Source organism: Wolbachia endosymbiont of Litomosoides brasiliensis (genome assembly GCF_013366805.1).
In the GTDB taxonomy this organism is placed as follows: Bacteria; Pseudomonadota; Alphaproteobacteria; order Rickettsiales; family Anaplasmataceae; genus Wolbachia.
In genome coordinates this window covers 38,753-57,503 of sequence record NZ_WQMO01000005.1, presented here as the reverse complement: position 1 = coordinate 57,503, position 18,751 = coordinate 38,753, and the positions used below count along the sequence as shown (strand labels likewise).

Below are 18,751 nucleotides of genomic sequence, written 5' to 3'. Positions count from 1 at the left end.
CCGAGTTCAATCCTAACTTGAGAGACTTTAGTTATATATAAAACAGAACATTTTGCGCAATAAAGTCTATAACACAATTGCTTTATTTGAGAGCGCTTTGTGTAAATTTATTACCTCTCTTTCTCACTCCGCAATTAGATAACTCTGCAATGTCACTTATCTAACCAACTAACAATGAGAATTGGTATCAGTTACTTTTGAGCTGCAATTGGCCTAAATTATAAATACTGAGAAATTTACTAAACAGAAAAAAAGACAAAAGAAACCACCTTCAGCTAGTTGTTCACTATCATTTTATCAGTTGGCGTTTTTAAAATGTTTTTAAGCGCTCAGCAAGTGCAATTTGCAGCACTGGTTGGTAATATGGGCAACAATGTAAAAGACATAAGATGCACCGAATGCGTTAAGCCTTTTTGCCGTTTAATCTGTATATAGAAGATAAGTAATTAACTTTAGTGCTATGATAAGGCACTAAAAATTTCCATATTTGTGGCAACTTTTCACCTACGCTTAAACAATTTTTCTATGTCACTTAGTTTCACCTCTATATAAGTTGGTCTTCCATGGTTGCATTGCCCAGAATATGGCGTTTTCTCCATTTGCCTCAGCAACACATTCATCTCTTCCAGTTTTATTGTTCTGCCTGCTCTAATTGACCTACAACAAGCGATGGTGGCTAATATTTTGTTTACTTTATCTTCTATTGGCAACGTATCTTCTACTTCTATCAGTCTATCGACTATGTCAATTAGCATCTCTTTTACATCTATTGCTCCTAAAATTGCAGGGATTTCTTTTACTATAACCTTATTTTCTGATTTGATTTCAATGTCAAAACCCATTTCGAAAAGCTTATTCTTATAAACTTTAACCATCTCCATTCCAACTTGGTTTTTGATTTCAACTACCTCAGAAAGAAGTAATTTTTGTCTTTTTATACTTGCCTTTTGTTTTAAGCATTCATACACTAACCTTTCATGAGCTGCATGCTGATCAACTATAATCAGTTTGCCTTTAGCCTCAGCAATAATGTAAGTGTTATAGACCTGACAGCGTGCAAACCCTAGAGGATGGCTCTCTATCAAATCAATTTGCTCTCTCTTCAGAACCACAGTTTCCGCTTGTAACGAGGACTTCTGTACACCTGTACAATCAAACAATACTGATCGTTCTGGCAAGCTTTTCTCTCCTATATTTGGTGAGTTGAATTCTTTCATTAACTGGTTTTCAAAAGGACTTGGCTTCCTTTTGTACAATTCTCTTTCACTTTCTGTTTCTCTGTTTTTTCCATTATTAATATGCTTATTATTCTCTTGACTTTCACTAACATCAAAAGGTAAATCACTCAATTCCTCCCCAATACCTTGAGACCCAGGCCTATCAATATCATTTGCTGTAGAGGTACCTATTTTCGTTGATAACGCCTTAATTAACCCTCTCCTCACTATTTCATATATCAACTTCTTGTTTTGAAACCTCACTTCCGATTTGTTTGGGTGCACGTTCACGTCTATTTGATCGTATGGTATTTCTAAATGTAATGCTGCAAAAGGATACCTGCCGCTTGGAATAAAGTCATGATATACGCAACGGATTGCACCAACGAGTAAATTGTCTTTTATTGGCCTCCCATTCACAAATGTATAGATCATGTCAGACTTACCTCGATTGACCGTTGGTTTACAGATGTGTCCAGTTAGTCTTACGCCATCCTCTTCTTCATTAATTTCTAGGGAATTATCTTGAAATTCTTCTTCTATTTCACATAGTCTACTAAATAACGAAGTCTGCTTAGCATATTTTAGGAGTTTCTTGCTACTAGAAGTGAGAGTGAACCCAATACTATAATTGGTCATTGCTAAGGTGTTCACAATGTCAACAATGCTTTGAGTTTCTGCCCTTTCAGTTTTTAGAAATTTTAGTCTATTGGGAGTGGCAAAAAACAAATCACGGACCTCAATATGTGTACCTTGTGATAAAGAGTAAGGAATAGGTTCACCTATTTTTTCTCCACCTTCATAGCAAATAGACCACGCTTCATTTGCTCTATTTGCTTTAGATGACAGCTTAATTCTACTCACTGCTGCAATTGAAGGAAGAGCTTCTCCTCTAAAGCCAAGATATTTGATTTCTATTAATTCACTATCGCTCAGTTTTGAAGTAGCATGGCGCGTAAAAGCAAGCTCTAAATCGCTCTTTTCTATTCCATCTCCATCATCCGTGATAGTAATAAGATTGCGCCCACCGCTTTCTATTTTTATCTCTATTTCTGAGCTTTCAGCATCTATTGCATTCTCTACTAGCTCCTTGACTACACTAGCTGGCCTTTCTATAACCTCTCCTGCAGCTATACGATTTATGATTTTGGTGTCTAAAAGGATTATCGCCATAAATTTACTGTGGTACTGGTTTTTCCTTTACTGCTTTAGTCTGTTTCTCTCTCCATTTTTTTAACCTATCAGCAACTTCACTGTTAGAAATTGACAGTATAGATGCAGCAGCAATTGCTGCATTATAAGCTCCACTTTCTCCTATAGACATTGTTGCAACCGGTGTACCCTTTGGCATTTGCGCTATAGATAATAGACTATCCAGCCCATTTAACTGTTTACTATGCACAGGAACACCGATAACAGGTAAATAAGTGAGTGATGCAACCATGCCAGGTAAATGAGCTGCTCCTCCTGCACCAGCTATAATAACTCTAAAGCCTTTTTCTTGCGCAGACTTAGCAAAATTGAAAAGCCTTTCTGGTGTTCTATGTGCAGATATTATGAGTACGTCATGCGAAATTTCTAATTCTTTTAATATATCAACAGCATGAACCATAGTACTATAATCCGATTCACTTCCCATAATTACGGCAACATCTTTTTTCATTTCTACTATATTCAACATAACTTTACTTACTAACTAAACAATGCTTCAGCTAAAAAGCAACAAATATTTGAATCGCACTGTGAACATAATATATGACATGAAACCCTCTCTTTAAAATAGATAGAAGCTTCAAATAAACATCCATATTAGAGGTACATAACTGCACGAACATTGTAATTTGAGAGACTAAGTAGCTCACAGAAATGTAAAAAACTACTTGACAAATCTCGTCAGCTGCCTTATATTAAAGGCATTTAGTTATCCTCAAATCTGTTCTAATAAGGGTTTCTTTATGCTCTTTATTTCTATTTAGTAAGTTTCTTAGTGTTTATGGCTACTGTTATCTAGCTACTTGTTAGCGGAATCTGGAGATACCGTGAATAAATTTGGTTATGACGAACTGTGCCCAGCGTTGTGCGCTGGAATGATATCGTATTAGTGGGCTAAAATTACAATGTTTGTACAGATATATTAGAGCACGGAAATACAAGCCCCTTTATACAAAATCAACCTACAAAATTTATATCTTAAACTTTGCAGTTATTTTTTTCTTGCTATGAATGATCTTTTTAAATACAATAATATTTAGAATTGATATAAACTTAATGAAAATGTTAGTCCATAATCAATCTAGAGCCTTGATATATTAGTACTATATAATTATTTAGTACAACCTATATGATATTAATACTTTGAGATGTCAGATTTATGTTGTAATGTTTTACAAAGCTTTTGATAGGTGAGTGTATATGGAAATAATATCATTAAACAATAACTCGTGCAGTGTAGAGATAAAAAAGAAGCTGCTTGGTATAATAACTAAAGTTATAGAGAAAAACACTTGGACTCAAGCTCATGCTGCTGAGAGACTTGGTGTTGATCAGCCAAAAATATCGCAAATTAAAAATGGCAAAACAGATGGTTTTTCTTTAGAACGACTGTTAGGGTTTCTCAGAAAATTTGACCATGAAATAACAATTACGATAACAGAGAGTCAAGCAGCAAAAACTGAGGCAGAAGAAGTCAAACATGAGGTTAGGTCTCAGTAGAGGCACAAAGTTGACACTTTGTTTCTTTGTGGTACAATATAAGGTTTATTGAGGTAATATTTTATGGCTGAATCTGTTATAGAAAAATGTACAGAGCAGGTAAATAACCGTTTTAAATTAGCTCTACTAGCAAGTCAGAGGACACATGATTTAAATACAGGAGCGAGTAATCCCGTTCAAGCAGCTAGATTTAAAGGCCATAAAAATGCCATCATTTCTCTATATGAAATAGCAGAAAGGCAGGTGGGTACTTATGAGCTGTTTAGCCTTTTGGTAAACAGGTGCAAAGAGTATATGAAAGGAAATCTGAGTAATGTCTATAGCAGTAATACAAGCAAGCTAGAAAAATTACTAAATTTTTCTGATGATCAGTTTAACGCAGGTGCTGATGTAAATCAAGAAAGTACTGATATTCAGGATGACGGGGTAGAAAATGAAATAGGTGACCAGGATAGTGATAACATAGGTGATGAAGTAGATGATGAAGAATAAGCTAGGCCTATTGAAGTTGTGTAACCTATAAATGATTCGCGCCGCTATTTACATATTACTGCTTTGTATGAGTGCAATGTTGTACCGTATGGTAAAGTCAAGCGGCCTTTATGATAAGGTTCTAGCGTTCAATATTTTCTCAACGCAAGTAGTTTTACTCATAACGGCAGTGTCAATCATTTTGGATAGTTTTTTTTTAGTTGATATAGCATTATTGTATGCTAGTATTAGCTTTATATCAACTATAGCACTAATGAGGTTAATGTTGCTTTGATAATTTATGATAGGGTCCATTTTCATATTTTTAGGCATTTGTTTAGTAACTATTTCAACCATAGGAGTAATTAGATTTACTGATTTCTACACCAGGTTACATGCGGCAGGTATTACAGACTCTAGCGGTGCAATGTTATTGTTAATTGGTCTCACTTTGCAGAATGAATTTTCAGTCAACACTGTTAAAATAATACTATTAATTTTTATAATATGGGTAGCTAACTCAACTAATAGTTATATTTTAGCGCGCACTTATTACAAAAGTAAGAAAAAAGCTATTAAAGGGAGTTAAGATGTTAGAAATACTGAATATAACATTAATTTTACTGCTACTTATAGTTACTATTCTTATAGTTCTTTCGAAGCATTTAATCACAAGTGGTGTTCTAATGTGTGCGTTTAGCTCACTCATTGCACTTATATACCTAATTATGAACGCGCCTGATGTTGCAATTACTGAAGCTTCTGTTGGTGCAGGGCTTAGTACAGTTTTTATATTTGCTGCACTCTCTTTAATAAAGAACCATAAAGTAAATTTATCTCACAACCCTATAATACTTTTTTTTATGTTATTTCTAGCTATGTGCTTATCACACTTTATGATCCAATTACCAGATTTTGGCAGCCATAATGCTCCCATTCACTCACATGTTGCTCCTTACTATATAGAAAATGCTGAGAAAACTGTTGGCATTCCCAATATAGTAACGGCTGTTTTAGCAGCCTTCCGTGGCTATGACACATTTGGAGAAACTATAGTGATTTTCACCGCTGCACTTTGCATAACGTTGGTATTAAAAGAAGAAAAAGAAAATGATTAAAGATCCAGTATTAAATGCAGTAACATTTTTGATGGTACCTTTTATTATCTTATTTGCTTTATATATACAATTTCATGGTGACTACACCCCAGGTGGAGGCTTTCAAGCGGGAATAATCATTGCCTCTGGTATAATATTATACTCAATGCTATTTGGTGTATCCGCAACCCTGAAAGCGATACCTTGCTCTGCAATCAAATTTACTAGCATGCTAGGCATTTTTATTTATGGGGGAACGGGTATTGCAACAGTTTTGCTTGGCCAAAATTTTTTATCTTATGATATATTGTTAGCTAGCAACGTTGCAGGCCAAAAATTAGGTATTTTCTTGGTGGAGTTGGGTGTAGTACTTACTGTTTATTCCTCCATGTTAGCTATATATATAGATTTTGCTCGCAGGAGAAGATAATGACTTTATACAACTATACAATTATTATTATATTAATGATGCTAGGTTTATATACCATCATAAATGACAAAAATTTAATTAAGAAAATGATAGGGGTAAGTGTTTTCCAAGCATCAGTTCTATTGTTTTATATATCTCTTGGATATATAAAAAACTCCTTACCTCCTATATTGGTTTCAAATTCTCATTTATATAGTAATCCTATACCACACGTTCTAATGCTTACTGCCATAGTGGTCGGAATTGCAACATTTTCAGTTGGATTATCCATAGCAGTAAGGATAGAAGAAAAATATGGAGTAATTGATCAAGACGAGCGTATGTAAGTTAACAATATCTTAAACTATATGAAGTAACAAGTAGCTACAAGCTAAAAATAAAGTTATAGGCTTGCTTGTTATAAGCCTATTTACTAACGAGAGATAAATTTTAAACTATAAAGGTAATGATGTCAACTATTAACAACTCAGAAGGTAAGAAAAAAATCATCAGGGATCTTGTAACCAAAAGTATTAAAAAGGGTGGCTTTATCACTTTTGATGACATAAACAATAAACTATCGGACGAAAATTTATCATCTGACTTTATAGATGATACTATATCTCTATTGCAAGACTCAGGAATTAACATACTTGAAAATAGCGAAGATGAAGAAGAGGCTCCCTCTAATAGTGATGATAGCAAACTCGATGATGACGACACACTGTCAAATACCACCACAACCTTAATACAAAATGACGATCCGGTAAGGGTTTATTTACAAGATATGAGCTCTGTAAAGCTTTTATCGAGGACGGATGAAATTGAGATAGCAAAAAAAATTGAATCTGAAAAACATAACATGTTGCGTGCAATAGTTGAAACACCAGTAACACTAAAGATGATAAAAATATGGCGCGATGATTTGAGTAGTGGAGCTCTCTTGCTGAGAGAAATTATAGACCTAGATGCAATTTATAACTCGGATTTTAATACAATACCCAAAGAAGAGAGTGAAGAAAGTGTTGAGGATGATGAAGATTCTGAGAACGTTTCTGAAGGCACTAGAGATGATGAATATTGTGACGATGACGAGATAGATAGTAAAAAAGTTAGTGATGAGAAAGAAAATAGCAATGAAGATATAAATTCAGCAAATTTAAATGTTTCTATTCTTGAAATGGAAAACGACTTATTGCCTAAGGTCATAGTTGCACTAGATGAGATAATTACTTTAGCAGATGAAGCATTTACATTAAGAAGAGATTCATCTAATGGATTAAGATATCAAGACTTATATGACAAAATATGGTCTATAGTGTTACAAATTAAGTTAAGTGACACTGCTGTCGCCAAAATTACACAAAGACTTTATAACATAAATAGGTCTATCATGCTTGAGGAGGCTAGTCTTATTTCTGGAGCTAAAAAATACAGTATCGATAGAGAGAACTTTCTCAAAGTTTATATTGACGTACTTTTGAGATACAAGTTAGAAGAAATTATTTCTTTAAAATTCAATGAAAATCAATTTTATTTTACAGGTGAACTAAAAGACAAGTTTGTAAAGTTTATAGACGACAATTTTGAACATATAGCTAGCACCTTGAACAATATTAAGCAACATATACAAGAAGATAATGTACAAGAATTTAAAGAGCTGATCAAAAGAATACAAAAACACGAACGAGAAGTCTCCGAAGCGAAGCAGGAGATGATTAAAGCCAATTTGAGGTTAGTAGTTTCCATAGCTAAAAAATATTCAAACAGAGGTCTTGCTCTGCTTGATTTGATACAAGAAGGCAATATTGGTCTTATGAAGGCTGTGGATAAATTTGATTACAAACGTGGGTACAAATTTTCAACCTATGGGACTTGGTGGGTAAGGCAATCAATTACTAGAGCAATACCTGAGCAGTCTAAAGTAGTCAGAATACCAGTTCACATGGTAGAAATTATCGGCAAGATCAACAGAGCACTAAGAAAGTTGACTCACGAAATGGGAAGAGAGCCTACATTAGAGGAATTAAGTGTAGAGCTTGGAATGCCGCTGGAAAGAATACGCAAAGTTATGAAAATAGCAAGGGACCCAGTAAGTCTTGACGCTCCAACAGGAAAAGATGATAGTAGTACTTTCGGTGACTGTATAGAAGATAAGCGAGTTTCAAAGCCAGAAGATGCTGCAATACTTACTGACTTGCGCTGTATTACAACTAATCTTCTTGCAACTTTAACACCAAAGGAAGAGAGAATTATTAGAATGCGCTTTGGCCTTGGTAAAGATTGCAAGGAGCATACCTTGGAAGAAATAGGATGCATTTTTAAAGTAACACGTGAGAGAATTAGGCAAGTCGAGTCAAAAGCATTACGCAAACTAAAACATCCATGCCGCGCTAGAAAGTTGAGAGGTTTTTTTTAGAGAGATGCTTAAATAATATAATACGATCACTTTGGCACAAAGTAGAGAGTAGATATATGGACTAGAAAATAATAGATGGAAGATTTTAAACGGATGCATTATTTATCTTATACTAGTTCTCATTGTTAATGGGTTAGATAAGTGACGTTGTAGAGTTGTTTAATTGTGGAATGAGAAAGAGAGGTAATAATTTGCACGAAGTGCTCTCAAGCAAAGCCATTGTATTATAGACTTTATTACGCAAAATGTTCTGTTTTATATACAACCAAAGTCTTTCAATAGAATTGAGCTCAGGTGAATATGGTGGTAGGCATATAATCTTAATATTTTTAGGTGCCTTTAAATTTTTTGACGTGTGTCAACTAGCACGACCCATGACAAAAGAAGCTTTTCATATTTTTAAATATTGTGATATTTATCCAGGAAATATATTTATACAATCAGTGTTGATATTTAAGTGCAAATAAGCTAGAACTTTCTCTATTTCTAGAACTGATTGTGCTGTAAAGATAAAAATTTTATCTACCTAATTTTACTTTAGCTTGTGTTTTAACGTCCTTTTTAAATTATACACGTCCAACTTTCAAATGCGTGTCAAACCTCGATTCATTAAAGAAAAATAACTCTTGTTCAGAATACTTACCAATAGTCTCATTAAGTTTTTTTAAAACTCTTCCTGCCTACCTTTATCTTATTTATTATGAATTAGTCTTGGCGTATAATATACGAAAGCTTCATTTTTTACATATTATGGTGTACTGCAGACTTATTGGAGTTCAAGCCAAATTTTTCCTGGATTCTTATTCTCATTTCTTTAATGGTAATATTAGGGTTTTCTTGTATACATACTTCGACTTGTTTAAATTAACTCTGGTTCAAGAGAGTTTTCCTATGCTATTAGGAAAGCAGACAATTTTTCTTCTCTTCTAAATTTTAGGTGCTTTATCCATGCAGTTAGTACTGTTCTTGAAATGCACATATTTTTGCTACGGCTGTTATACAGTGCTTTTTTGCTGCAATTATAGCATTTAGTTTTTTTTGTAACATTATGCATTATTTTGCACTTCCTTCAGCATTACTTTTGCAGATTTCACGACTTTTTCATCCAATAATTTTGATTTCAACACCATTTAAACCTCGCTATTTTACTTACTTCAGTACAGCTTCTTTTCATTATTGTCTATCCGCTCCTTATAAAGTGGAAATTAATATCAGGTAAGCGCTCTGGTGTTGATCTTCCGCTTTCTTCCAGAGAAGGCCTTTTTACTGATTACAGATTGCAGAGATTTCTAAAATTCTCTCGCGTGATCAAATTTGGGATAAGATTTGCCTGTAAGAAGGTGTTATATAATTTGTAACACCTTCTTAAGAAGAGTGTTATTTAGTTTACTGTCATTAACATCCCGTTTAGGGATTTTGCAGTACTGCTAATATCTGCATGAAGTTTTGTGCCTGGTACGTTTAGTTCATCGAGTTCTGTGCTTGATGTACCTGACAAGCTCCTTTGTTTTTCCTTTTCACTTTTAACTCCCTGGTAGATGCAAAATGCAATAAAACTAATTGCTGCTAATGTAACAACACTGGTTACGAGACAACAAATCAACATTATTTTTTCTTGTCCTTCCACTGTCTCTGTAAGAGTTCCAATTTTTTCTTCCAAATTTGTGAATTTTTTCTGCAAGCCATTTAAGTGCTTCTGCATACTTTGCAGCTGCTCAGTGTCGACCTTTTGAACTTCTTGCCATTCTTTTAATGCGCTAAATATCCTTTGAAACTGTTCAGCATCTATTTTTTGACTTTTCTGCAATTCTGTTATACCTAACCAATTGCGCAAAATTCCTTTTACCATTTTTACCTCTAGATAATTAATATATTATGATTTTACATTCCAAATGTTTAAATTATTATTAAATTGACTGTTTAAAAAATATAAAGATCTTTGCACCGAGAAACGTCATTATGGCCAACTCTTTGATTATTGATTTTCTGTCCCTGGGCAAGGGACTCACCTCCATTTTTAATAAAATCAACATCGCATGATTAAAACGATATCTTTTAATTTCAGTTAAAAATAAGTTAGGCGATGTTCTGTTTTAAAAAATAAGATTTATCAGGCTTATATTCCCACTATGCAAGGAACTGATACGTAGTAATGGAAAGCCGTACTGAAGTAAGTGAGATAGCAAAGTTTAAATGGCGTTGAAATCAAAATTATTGGATGAAAAAGTCGTGGAATCGGTAAAAGAAATACTGAAGAAAGTGCAAAATAACTTATATGTTGTAAGAAAAAGCTAACAGCCATGGCGAAAATATGTTTCATTTTAAGAACGGCACTAACTACATGGATAAAGCACTTAAGATTTAGAAGAGAGGAAAAATTGTTTGTTCCCCTCAATGTTATAGAAAAACTAGATTGAATCAGAGTCGGTTTGACCAAGTTGAAGTGTGGACACAAAAAAAACTAGTATTACACCATTAAAGAAGTAAAAATAAGAATCCAGGAAAAATTTGGCTTGAATATCAGCAAGTCTACAGTATACCATGATGTGCAAAAAATGAAGTTTTTGTATATTGCGCTAAACCAAATTCACAATGAACAGGACAAAGGTAGACAGGAAGAATTTTTTAAAAAAGTTAATGAGACTATTGTAAGTATTCTAAACAAGAGTTATTCCTCTTTGATGAATCACGGTTTGGCACACATTCGAAAGTTGGACGCGTGTTGTTTAGAAAGGGCGTTATACTAATCATCATTGTTAATAGATCAAATAAGTGACATTGCAGAGTTGTTTAATTGGAGAGTGAGAAGAAAGAGGTAATAAATTTGCACAAAACGCTCTTAAGTAAAACAATTGTATTATAGGCTTTATTACGCAAAATATTCTGTTTTATATACAATTAAAGTCTCTCAATATGGTTGAGCTCTGGTGAGTGTGATGGTAGGTGTATAATCTCGATGTTTTTAGGTACCTTTAAATTTTTGACTTATTTCAACTAGCACAATCCATAACAAGAAAGGCTTCTCGTATTCTTAAATATTGTGACATTTGTTTAAGAAATATATTCATACAATCAAGTATTGCGTTCGGTACAAATAAGCTAGAACTTTTTCTATTTCTAGGATGACTGCACTGTAGAGAGAAAAATTTTATCTACTGTATGCCAAACTGTGGTTCACTAAAGAAAAATAACTCTTGTTCAGAATATTGACCGATAATCTCATTAAGTTTTTTTAAATTTTTTCTGTCTATCTTTATCTTATTCATTGTGAATTGATCTTAGCGCAATATATGAAAACTTCGTTTTTTTGCATATTGCAGTGTACTGTAAACTTGCTGATATTCAAGCCAAATTTTCCTAGATTCTTATTCTTATTTCTTTAATGGTAATATTAGGGTTTTCTTATATTCATACTTTAACTTGTTCAAATTAACTCTGATTCAATCTAGTTTTTCTACGACGTTAAGGGGGAGTAAACAATTTTTCTTTCTTCAAAATTTTAGGTGCTTTATCCATGCAGCTAGCGCTGTTCTTGAAATGCAACATATTTTTGCTACAGCTGTTATACTGTGCTTTTTTGCTGCAATTATAGCATTTAGTTTTTTTGCAACATATGCGTTATTTTGCACTTTCTTCAGTATTTCTTTTACCGATTCCACGACTTTTTCATCCAATAATTTTGATTTCAACGCCATTTAAACTTTGCTATCTCACTTACTTCAGCATGGCTTCTTTTCCATTATTGTTTGTCCATTCCTTGTATAGTGGTAATTGGTATTGGAACACAGGTTAAAGTGAAATTATGTAGATAAAATTTTTATCTCTACAGTGTAGTTAATCCTAAAAATGGAAAGAGTTCTAGCTTATTTGCACCGAATGCGACGCTTGATTGTATGAATATATTTCTTGAACAGATGTTCAATACTTAAGAATACGAGAAGCCTTTCTTGTTATGGATTGTGCTAGTTGAAATAAGTCAAAAATTTAAAGGTACCTAAAAATATCGAGATTATATACCTACCACCATGCTCACCGAGCTCAACCCTATTAAGAGACTTTGGTTGTTATAAAACAGAACATTTTGCGTAATAAAGGCAACAATACAATTACTTTACTTAAGAGCGCTTTGTGCAAATTTATTATCTCTCTTTTTCTCGCTTTGCAATTGACAGCTCTGCAATGTCACTATTTTGATCTATTAACAATGGCAATTGGTATTTTACTTGCGTCATGCAAGTGGTTGAAACTGGAGAAAAATATCAGTAGCTTATTGTTTTAGCATTTAAATGAGAACGATCAGCGAATACCTAAATTTAATAAAAGAAATTTCACTACTATTCGGCTAAAATTCAAGAATATCAATGCTTTAGCTATTTTAAAAGTATTTAATTTATTAATACAAATAACGAATTACTATTTGAAAAGCTAGGTTAGAATCAAGAAATAAAAGACTGGATGCCAGTGTCACACACTGGGATGACAGGAAAAGAAGTCACTTGAATAACATACCCTTTCCCTTTTAGTGAAAATTGTTCTCAAATCTAATGCTTATAAAGTTACTTTCCAAAGGGCCAGGGCTTTTCCCTGACCCTAATTGAGTAGTTATAGTGAAGTAAAGAAGTTAGGTAGAACCAATGTTTTACATTACACTACACCAGCCCTTTGAGGCTTGCTTTTTGCGACCTTTCTGAACATCTTCAGTATATTTTCCCTTAGTAGGTGTTTCTTGTGTCGACACTCTTTCTTTACAACGTTTGCCACCTTGATGTGTTTTATCACTGGGCCCTAGCATATCTGGAACATGTCTATTACCACTGGGTAAACCTGTGGAATATACAGGAGAAGGTAACGGTGAACGTCGATCATTATAGGTCACGAACTCACCACAAACCCCTTTCACATTTTCACTCATATCTACCGCAGCAGCACCTATAGTCTGCCTTGATCGACTGGATTGCTGTGACTCAACATGACTAATTTCAGAAAGATCCACTTGTGACTGTGGCTGTTCATATTGCTGCTGAAGTGAATGCCCTATTAGTTCTAGCTGTCTACTCTGCTCAGGAGAAAGACTCAACTTCAAAGATAAGCCTGCCCTTTTTTCAGGAGAAGAAAGTATTGAGTATACTTCCTCTATTCCCTCAGGCGAAAGAAAAAGTGATAATAATGACCCCCACTTTTTTTTCTCTTCATCAGGTAAACTACTTAAAGAATGCGCTATATTTTCTGCCATTTTATCACTAATCATTACTTTGTCACCATTATGACTTCCACGCATCACAATACCTAAATCTTCTGCACATCCTTTATCAGTCACCATCTTAGTTCTAATATGTCCTGTAACGGAAGAAGCATCACCAAGAGTAATAGAATCAGATAGTTCTACTATATTAAGAAATCCATCAAGAATCTCTTTTATACTTCCGCTAGTGTATGCCGAGTCAGCTGGAAAATTCTTAGATTGTTGTGCTTCTACTTCTTCCTGAGGATGAAATTCTTCTGAAATTTCAAAAATTGAACGCGGTTGTGGTTCATGCGATGGTGATAACGATAGTAATGGAGATCGTGGCGGTGATGGTGTGTATAACTGTCGAGGAAGATCAGGATTAATCTCTAATTGACCATCTTTGTTGAGTACAGAGTTTTCTACAATTAAAGGAATTAAAAGAGCAACCTGCCCATCAGAAAAAGCATACACATTGCCAAACTTACCTAATTTTGTGGCTTCAGTTTGACCTCTAACATCAGTTAAAAGGCTGTAAGAAAATTTAGCATTAATCTTATCTGCATTCATATAAGTTAGATATCTTAAGTTACTACCCTCTTTTGTCATAGGTATAAAAGCAAAGTTATCTCCATTATTTATTCTTCCTTTATCAATAAAATTATCACGATAGTACCCGCAAATTGGTATTCCAGTTAAACGAAAAATTAGCTCGCCTATAGCACCTTTGTAGCACTCAGCCTTCACTTTCAATTTACCAACTCCTTGAACGTTAAAATTATACGCTGTCTTCTTTTTAGAAACCTCTGTTACACTTCTCACGAAGTCAACATTTTCAACATCTTTAAAATACATCTTATTATCATCAATATGATAGAAATCCAAATAATTATAACCATACTCCTTCATTTGTGCTTTGAGTGTCTGTTTAAAATGCTCTTGTATATCTGGATCATCGAAAGATAGACATACTACACAATGAGATGACGCATCCATTTTTGCTTGCTTTATGTTTTCGTTTAAAGTACCTTCAATATGTTTTTTATCAAGATGAGGGAATTCTTTATTAATTTCCCTAATCATTTGCGCTTCTACAACACCTATAAACTCCTCAACAAAGTGCATTTTAAGATTAAAGATTACTCCAGAGTCTATAGGAACTGTAAGCTTAGTCATTTTCTCACTATATGTCCACTTTCCTCCGTCGAAATTGAATGGTAAAGACCCAAGGTCAAAAATGTGACGAGCTAAATTTTCACTGGAAAAATATTCCCTTACTAAATCTCTTGCCATCTGTGATAAGCACTTCTCTGCAGAGCGCTGATCACAACTGAACTTAACTACGATGTTGTCGCCTTCAACAACAAAATTAGTGTTGGTTCTAGAGCCATAATTATTAATGTTAAATGCATTAACCAGCTCCTTAACATAATTTAAATTATATACAGCCATAACTTCCTCTTACTAAAATATTATGAATCCTTTTGACAACTACTTTGAGCCTTCTCAACTTTAGTGTCACTCATCCCTGTATAAGGATAGTTATAACACCTATCAAACTTACTAGGATCTTTATGCATGTCTAGTCCTCCACCCTTACCGTAGTTATCCCTCCTCCAGGCAGCGGCATCGTATGTGCCTATATGAAAACGAGAATCCCCTTGTGGACTAGAACTTGCTTGTGACTTTTTATCCATAATTTCCTCCATTAATAAATATATTATGTAATCTATGTATTACAAATAAATCATAAGTGCAAGAACTTTTTTTATATTTCACAAATCTTTTTCATTATCGGCTTTTCCCTACATTGTCAAGCTTGACACTTATGGAATTAAGTTCTGATTCTGGTGAAACTCTCTGTCCAGCAAAAAATTTACTGTAAGCTTTACCTACATTAATTGGTTTCACTGTTTCTACATCAGAATTGCCACCACTTCTCACATCTTGCTTGTCAGTTGACCTTAGCACTCGCATCCCTTGTCTGCCGATATTATTATATTGATCTTTTTCACTAGAATAACCTGTTACTCTAACAAATATTCGCCCCTCCACTATAAGCCGCTCTGAAGTAGAAGAACATGCGGCTCTCAATACCTCTGATGTTTGTCCACTCTCTTTTTTGTTCGTTTCTTTTATTTTTGATTTTTCTTCTACCTTGCGATCTTCTTTATTCATATCATGTTTAGGCTCAGAGAGCATAAGATTTTTTAGGGGCTCACATAAAAGATTTTGCTCTTCTGGCTTGAGTGGAAGAATGGTTAGTCCATTTGACTGATCACGCGCTGACATGACAAAAAAAGATATTGGCAAGATTCGCAATTTCCCATTTTCACCTACTTTTATTTCTATTTCTTTACAAACTTCTATTTCTTTTTTTGATGACTTTTTTTCCACTTTTTTGTTTTCTTCTTTAGTTGTCCACGTTCCTTCTGCTGCGGCCACTAGCTCAGCTGTAAAGATCTCAGCAACCATTGCTACAATCCATCCGGCTACTGCCATTTGAAGTTTTAATTTAAGCTCACGCAGGACCTCCAGCCTCTCCAGTATTGCTACTTCCCCTCCTTTGGACAAGCCACCACTTAGTAACTTTTCTTCTAATTCTTTTATCCCTTTATCAATCTTCTCACCGAAACTTAAATCGCGAGAGAAGACTTTCTTGACTAATTCCTTAAGTTTATCATGTAAAAATTTTATTATTGAAAGAAGCAAGTTCTTCTCCCTCTTTTCCTTAATCATCTCATAGGTTTTTGGATCTACCTCTATTTCGAATTCGCTGAATAAAGATTGGAAAAACTTCCCAAGTTCAGCCAATGTATCTTTTACTATGTCACTATCCGTTGGATCGTCATCACCAAGCATTATTGGAGTTAACATTCCTTGTATTTCACTGCCTGCTTTCTCCCCTAACTCTTTGTATTCTTGCTTTTGCAGCTCAATTTTCTTAAAAAGGTCCTTCGTTACCCCTTTGAGTTTATTTACTTCCTGAGTTTTATTTAAATCTTCTAGACGGATTTTTCCCTGGAAGATTGAACTGTCGCTTGAATTACTGTTGTTAGTGAAATCGCTCATAGTGTCAATCCCTTCTACTATCAAACCTAATAATTTGATTTTATAGTACTAAATATTTAATATGTATTAACCCTAAGTTAATCAATAAAATCACCTAATTTTTTAAAAAATGCGTATTATGTCACGGATTATTTATCCTTTCAATAATATTCTTGATTTTCGCTGCTTCCTCAAATTCTAAGTTCTCGGCATGTGCTAACATCTGCCTTCTCAAACTGCTTACATCATCCTTGCTCATACCAATTGTTGTTACCTTCATCACCACTTTTTCTTTTAAAGTATTTGATATAGGTTTTATTATAGTCTTGGGTAAAATATTATGCAAGGCGCTATATTTCTCTTGTTTTTTTCTTCTTCTTTCAGTCTCTTTCAATGCACGATTCATAGAACCGGTAATTTTGTCTGCATATAAAATTGCCCTACCTTCAGCATTACGTGCAGCACGACCGATCGTTTGAACGAGCGAAGTCTCTGATCGCAAAAATCCTTCTTTATCGGCATCCAAAATTGCAACCAAACCACACTCTGGAATATCAAGACCCTCCCGCAGCAAGTTAACACCAACTAGGACATCAATTTCTTTTGATCTTAATTTGCATATAATGTCGATTCTCTCTAGCGCACCAATATCCGAATGTAAATAACTCACTCTCATATTTAACTCGTTCATATATTCAGCTAGCTTTTCTGCCATTTTTTTGGTTAGTGTAGTAATTAGAACACAAAGTCCTTTCTTTATTGTCACTTGCGCTTCGTGAACCACATCGTAAACTTGAGTCTCCGTTGGCTTTACAATACAGATTGGATCTGCCAGTCCTGTTGGACGAATAACTTGCTCTACAAACAAGTTATTCGTCCTTGCTAATTCATACTTTCCTGGAGTGGCTGAGATGTAAATAGTCTGCGGCCGCACTGTCTCCCACTCCTTGAACTTTAATGGACGATTATCGAAAGCGGAAGGGAGCCGGAAGCCATGGTCGATCAATTTTTTTTTACGCGACTCGTTACCACTATACATTGCACCAATTTGAGGAACGGTAACATGACTTTCGTCAACAAATAAAATTACATTCTCAGGTAAATATTCAAACAATGTAGGCGGGGCCTCTCCAGCTTTCATCCCATAGAGATAACGCGAATAATTTTCAATACCTTTACATGTTCCTGTTGCGACCATCATTTCGATATCAAAGCTAGTACGTTGTTCAAGGCGTTGTGCTTCGACAATTTTGTTTTGCGAGTAGTAATAATTCAAGCGTTCATTCAGCTCTTCTCTAATTAGCTGAACCGCACGCAACAGAGCCTTGCGTGACGTAATATGATGGCTATTGGGGAAAATGGTGATTTTATCCATGTGTTTGATAATGTTGCCCGTTATGGCATTAATCTCAGAAATCTCTTCTATCTTATTGCCAACTAGTGATAAACGCCAAGCTTTGTCTTTGTAATAAGCAGGAAATATATTGATAATATCGCCGCACACTCTGAAGTATCCTCTCTCAAATCTGATATCAGAGCGCTTATACTGGAGATTAGCTAAATTATTCAGGAAGGCATCTACATGAATTTTATCTCCAACACTTAAAGTTATGGTCATACTAAGGTAGCTTTCAGGTGAACCAAGACCATATATGCAGGAAACACTTGCAATTACAATCGTGTCCCTGCGCTCTAAAAGGGAGCAAATGGCAGAATAACGCAGCATATCAATTCTTTCATTGATTGCAGAATCTTTTTCAATATAAGTGTCAGTTTGTGGCAAATAAGCTTCAGGCTGATAGTAGTCATAATAAGAAATGAAGTACTCAACGGCATTATGGGGAAAAAAACTTTTCATTTCCTCATAAAGCTGTGCTGCTAAAGTTTTATTATGAGCAATGATGAGAGCAGGTCTATTTGTCCTTGCAATAACATTTGCCATAGTAAAAGTCTTCCCAGAGCCAGTAACTCCAAGTAAAACCTGATCTCTTTTGTTATCATTTAGTCCTGCAACTAGGCTATCTATTGCCTGCGGTTGATCTCCAGCAGGTTGAAAATGCGTAACTAGTTGAAATTTCATAATTCCTATATTTTTATAATATATTTACTATCTTGCTAGAGTAAATAAGATATGAAAGTGAGCGTCAAAGG

General features: G+C 34.5%; 16 protein-coding genes and 2 pseudogenes. 9 read left to right on the top strand and 9 right to left on the bottom strand.

Annotated elements, in window-relative coordinates:
* Positions 1–500: 500 nt before the first annotated feature.
* Both mutL and purE read right to left on the bottom strand, forming a co-directional pair.
* On the bottom strand, positions 501–2,390 hold the full coding sequence (mutL, locus tag GO684_RS01885; RefSeq protein WP_175938416.1) for a DNA mismatch repair endonuclease MutL: 1,890 nt from the start codon (positions 2,388–2,390) through the stop codon (positions 501–503).
* Positions 2,391–2,394: 4 nt separating this feature from the next.
* Positions 2,395–2,898: a 5-(carboxyamino)imidazole ribonucleotide mutase gene (gene purE, locus GO684_RS01880; RefSeq protein WP_175938414.1), complete on the bottom strand. Its 504-nt coding sequence runs from the start codon at positions 2,896–2,898 to the stop codon at positions 2,395–2,397.
* A 731-nt stretch (positions 2,899–3,629) separates the two neighbouring features.
* Between purE and GO684_RS01875 the strand changes: the two genes are divergently transcribed.
* The 8 genes from GO684_RS01875 (at position 3,630) to rpoD (ending at position 8,325) form a co-directional block, all read left to right on the top strand.
* Complete coding sequence (locus GO684_RS01875) at positions 3,630–3,929, top strand: helix-turn-helix domain-containing protein (RefSeq protein ID WP_175938412.1); 300 nt, start codon at positions 3,630–3,632, stop codon at positions 3,927–3,929.
* A 63-nt stretch (positions 3,930–3,992) separates the two neighbouring features.
* A complete protein-coding gene (rpoZ, locus tag GO684_RS01870) occupies positions 3,993–4,421 on the top strand; it encodes a DNA-directed RNA polymerase subunit omega (protein ID WP_175938411.1) in 429 nt (142 codons plus the stop codon).
* Positions 4,422–4,452: 31 nt separating this feature from the next.
* Complete coding sequence (locus GO684_RS01865; RefSeq protein ID WP_175938410.1) at positions 4,453–4,695, top strand: monovalent cation/H+ antiporter complex subunit F; 243 nt, start codon at positions 4,453–4,455, stop codon at positions 4,693–4,695.
* 6 nt (positions 4,696–4,701) lie between these two features.
* A complete protein-coding gene (gene mnhG / locus GO684_RS01860; protein ID WP_175938409.1) occupies positions 4,702–4,989 on the top strand; it encodes a monovalent cation/H(+) antiporter subunit G in 288 nt (95 codons plus the stop codon).
* A 1-nt stretch (position 4,990) separates the two neighbouring features.
* Positions 4,991–5,518 carry a DUF4040 domain-containing protein gene (locus GO684_RS01855; RefSeq protein WP_175938408.1) on the top strand — a complete coding sequence of 176 codons (528 nt, stop codon included), beginning with the start codon at positions 4,991–4,993 and terminating at the stop codon, positions 5,516–5,518.
* A complete protein-coding gene (locus tag GO684_RS01850) occupies positions 5,511–5,927 on the top strand; it encodes a Na(+)/H(+) antiporter subunit B (RefSeq protein WP_175938407.1) in 417 nt (138 codons plus the stop codon). The genes GO684_RS01855 and GO684_RS01850 overlap by 8 nt, the downstream gene beginning before the upstream one ends.
* Positions 5,927–6,253, top strand: coding sequence for a cation:proton antiporter subunit C (locus GO684_RS01845; RefSeq protein ID WP_175938406.1), 327 nt, complete (start codon positions 5,927–5,929; stop codon positions 6,251–6,253). Before GO684_RS01850 ends, GO684_RS01845 begins: the two co-directional genes overlap by 1 nt.
* A 122-nt stretch (positions 6,254–6,375) precedes the next feature.
* Complete coding sequence (gene rpoD, locus GO684_RS01840; protein ID WP_175938423.1) at positions 6,376–8,325, top strand: RNA polymerase sigma factor RpoD; 1,950 nt, start codon at positions 6,376–6,378, stop codon at positions 8,323–8,325.
* Between the two features lie 125 nt (positions 8,326–8,450).
* Here the strand turns inward: rpoD and GO684_RS01835 are convergent.
* Both GO684_RS01835 and GO684_RS01830 read right to left on the bottom strand, forming a co-directional pair.
* Positions 8,451–9,455, bottom strand: a pseudogene (locus tag GO684_RS01835) (IS630 family transposase).
* A gap of 251 nt (positions 9,456–9,706) precedes the next feature.
* Positions 9,707–10,174 carry a hypothetical protein gene (locus tag GO684_RS01830; protein ID WP_175938405.1) on the bottom strand — a complete coding sequence of 156 codons (468 nt, stop codon included), beginning with the start codon at positions 10,172–10,174 and terminating at the stop codon, positions 9,707–9,709.
* 625 nt (positions 10,175–10,799) lie between these two features.
* On the opposite strand from GO684_RS01830, the gene GO684_RS01825 reads away from it, so the two are divergent.
* Positions 10,800–11,072, top strand: coding sequence for a hypothetical protein (locus GO684_RS01825; protein ID WP_175938421.1), 273 nt, complete (start codon positions 10,800–10,802; stop codon positions 11,070–11,072).
* 9 nt (positions 11,073–11,081) lie between these two features.
* Here GO684_RS01825 and GO684_RS01820 read toward each other — a convergent pair.
* The 5 genes and pseudogenes from GO684_RS01820 to uvrB all read right to left on the bottom strand — a co-directional run bounded on the left by GO684_RS01820 (position 11,082) and on the right by uvrB (position 18,680).
* Positions 11,082–12,020: pseudogene (locus GO684_RS01820) on the bottom strand (transposase).
* Between the two features lie 944 nt (positions 12,021–12,964).
* Positions 12,965–15,001, bottom strand: a complete 2,037-nt coding sequence (locus GO684_RS01815) for a hypothetical protein (RefSeq protein WP_175938404.1) — start codon at positions 14,999–15,001, stop codon at positions 12,965–12,967.
* A gap of 20 nt (positions 15,002–15,021) precedes the next feature.
* On the bottom strand, positions 15,022–15,246 hold the full coding sequence (locus tag GO684_RS01810; RefSeq protein WP_175938403.1) for a hypothetical protein: 225 nt from the start codon (positions 15,244–15,246) through the stop codon (positions 15,022–15,024).
* A gap of 94 nt (positions 15,247–15,340) precedes the next feature.
* The gene (locus tag GO684_RS01805; RefSeq protein ID WP_175938402.1) at positions 15,341–16,621 is read right to left on the bottom strand and encodes a hypothetical protein; all 1,281 of its coding nucleotides are present in this window, start codon (positions 16,619–16,621) and stop codon (positions 15,341–15,343) included.
* Between the two features lie 121 nt (positions 16,622–16,742).
* Entirely contained in the window at positions 16,743–18,680 is a 1,938-nt protein-coding gene (uvrB, locus tag GO684_RS01800) for an excinuclease ABC subunit UvrB (RefSeq protein WP_175938401.1), read from the bottom strand.
* Between the last annotated feature and the right edge of the window lie 71 nt (positions 18,681–18,751).